Origin of the sequence: Geminocystis sp., assembly GCF_041753295.1 — a bacterium.
Classification (GTDB): domain Bacteria; phylum Cyanobacteriota; class Cyanobacteriia; order Cyanobacteriales; family Cyanobacteriaceae; genus Geminocystis.
This window is the reverse complement of record NZ_JBGSUU010000086.1, coordinates 1-1870: the sequence shown is the minus strand read 5'-3', so window position 1 is coordinate 1870 and position 1870 is coordinate 1. Positions and strand designations below refer to the sequence as shown.

Annotated in this window: 3 protein-coding genes; 2 read left to right on the top strand and 1 reads right to left on the bottom strand. The window is 30.2% G+C overall.

Going from position 1 to position 1870, the window contains the following annotated elements:
* Positions 1–226 precede the first annotated feature (226 nt).
* The gene (locus ACEW8E_RS10005; protein ID WP_373480204.1) at positions 227–487 is read left to right on the top strand and encodes a hypothetical protein; all 261 of its coding nucleotides are present in this window, start codon (positions 227–229) and stop codon (positions 485–487) included.
* Entirely contained in the window at positions 484–906 is a 423-nt protein-coding gene (locus tag ACEW8E_RS10000) for a type II toxin-antitoxin system VapC family toxin (protein ID WP_373480203.1), read from the top strand. The genes ACEW8E_RS10005 and ACEW8E_RS10000 overlap by 4 nt, the downstream gene beginning before the upstream one ends.
* Positions 907–930: 24 nt before the next feature.
* Here ACEW8E_RS10000 and ACEW8E_RS09995 read toward each other — a convergent pair whose 3' ends face one another.
* The gene (locus ACEW8E_RS09995; RefSeq protein WP_373480202.1) at positions 931–1635 is read right to left on the bottom strand and encodes a hypothetical protein; all 705 of its coding nucleotides are present in this window, start codon (positions 1633–1635) and stop codon (positions 931–933) included.
* Positions 1636–1870 lie beyond the last annotated feature (235 nt).

The following is a 1870-nucleotide window of genomic DNA, read 5'->3' as shown; positions in this document are numbered from 1 at the left end:
GCAAAAAATTGAAAAATAAAGACAGAAAGATTAAAAATAAATAGAAAAGGTTAAAATTAAATTTTAAGTATGAGATTAGGGGAAAAAGAAAAAAAGATGAGAAAAAAAAGGTAGTTAAAATTTGAGAATGAAAAAACCCTGGTTCTTAGAACGATTGATATTAGCCGTATAATTCATTACACGGTGGGGAATGGCATCAAACCTTAATTATAAATAGGTAAAAGCAATGAATAACACAGAACAAATAACCTTAAATGTCTCAGTTAATTTACTATTGGAAAAACAATTAAAAGATGCTGTTAAATTAACTAATAAAACAGAAGAAGATTTAATTAGAGAAGCCTTAGAAATCTATTTATCTCAAATAAACAAAACCAAAACTTGTTATGATTTAGCCCTTGAATCTGGGGTTATTGGTATAGCGAAAGATTTACCATCAGATTTAAGCACTAATCAAGATTATTTTCAAGGATTTGGACAATTATGAATAGAAAAATTATTATCGATACTAGCCCGATCGTTGCTATTTTATCTCCCAAAGATAATTACCATCAAATATGTGTAGAAACTTTAAAAACTATTGAGCCACCTATGTTAACATCATGGGCTGTAATAACAGAAGTGCTTTGGTTAATTCGTCATAATCAAATAGCCATAGATTCTTTATTTAGGATGTTAGAAGTAAGATTATTAGAGATAGTAGAGCTTCCCTATAATTCTATACCTTGGCTCAAAAATTTTATGTCAAAATATCATGATATAGGAGTACAAATAGCCGATGCTTCTCTCTGTTATTTAGCTGAAAATTACCAAATAAATAAAATATTTACCCTTGATAGAAAAGATTTTTATATTTATAGAATTAAAGGCAACCAATCTTTAGATATTATTCCTGAAAATGATTAATTGTTAATTATTCATTGTTAATTATTAATTATTAATTAAAATTGCTTTTAAGTTAAGTCGATCGACTGGATTGCGTTTAAAAGCATCAAAAACCATATTAAATTCTGCTCCATCGGGAATAATAGGATTAACAAAATCAATAGTCAAAGTTAAAGAAACATTCGCCTCAGTATTGGGTGCATTTAGTAAACTATTAAGGGTATTAAAAAAACTTTGAAAACTCTTAGTATCACCCTGAGACTCCAAACGGACAAACTGCCCTTCCCCGCTTTGAATGGTAACAGTTTGATCAATATTTATTAACCATAATTGAGGACGATTTAATAAAGATAAAGTCGTGCCAAATTTACGATAATCCATCACTGTATTAACAGTTAAAATAAGAGTAGAAATTGCCGTAATTTTATAGTCTAAACATTGGTCTTTGAGATAATTAAAAGTGATATTAACATTACCGTCTTTAATAATTTCCCTCGGTTTAACAGTCTCAAAAATATCCTCATTATTAACAGTATAATTACCTGATTTTTCCTTAACAGTTTGAGTAAGTAAATCAATTTTTGTCTCTTGGGTAGCAGTTTCACCACTACCATAATCAACTATAACTTTAAATACCGTTAACCCGTCAATGGTAGTAGCATATTCATCAGTAGGGCGAAAATCATCCCTAACTAAACCATTATCTTGGTATAAACTAACGGTTAAAGCACCCTTAGCCTTCCAACGCACCCTGACTTCCTTTGTGTCTGGGTTGATAACTTGGGCGGAAAGTTGAATAACTTTTGGTTGAGGGGGTTGTAAAATACCCCGACGGTAAAGGATATATGGCGTTGCTGAATTAAGGTATGATTTTTAGATAAAGGGGTCAAATTATCAAAAATAAAAAAATGATACAATGTCCAGAGTGCGGGTCTAAACATATTCACAAAAATGGAATTAAAAAAGGAAAGCAAAATCATCTTTG

Coding starts and splice junctions, on each gene's coding strand:
- ACEW8E_RS10000 (WP_373480203.1), top strand. CDS start 484: ATGAATAGAAAAATTATTATCGATACTAGCCCGATCGTTGCTATTTTA.
- ACEW8E_RS10005 (WP_373480204.1), top strand. CDS start 227: ATGAATAACACAGAACAAATAACCTTAAATGTCTCAGTTAATTTACTA.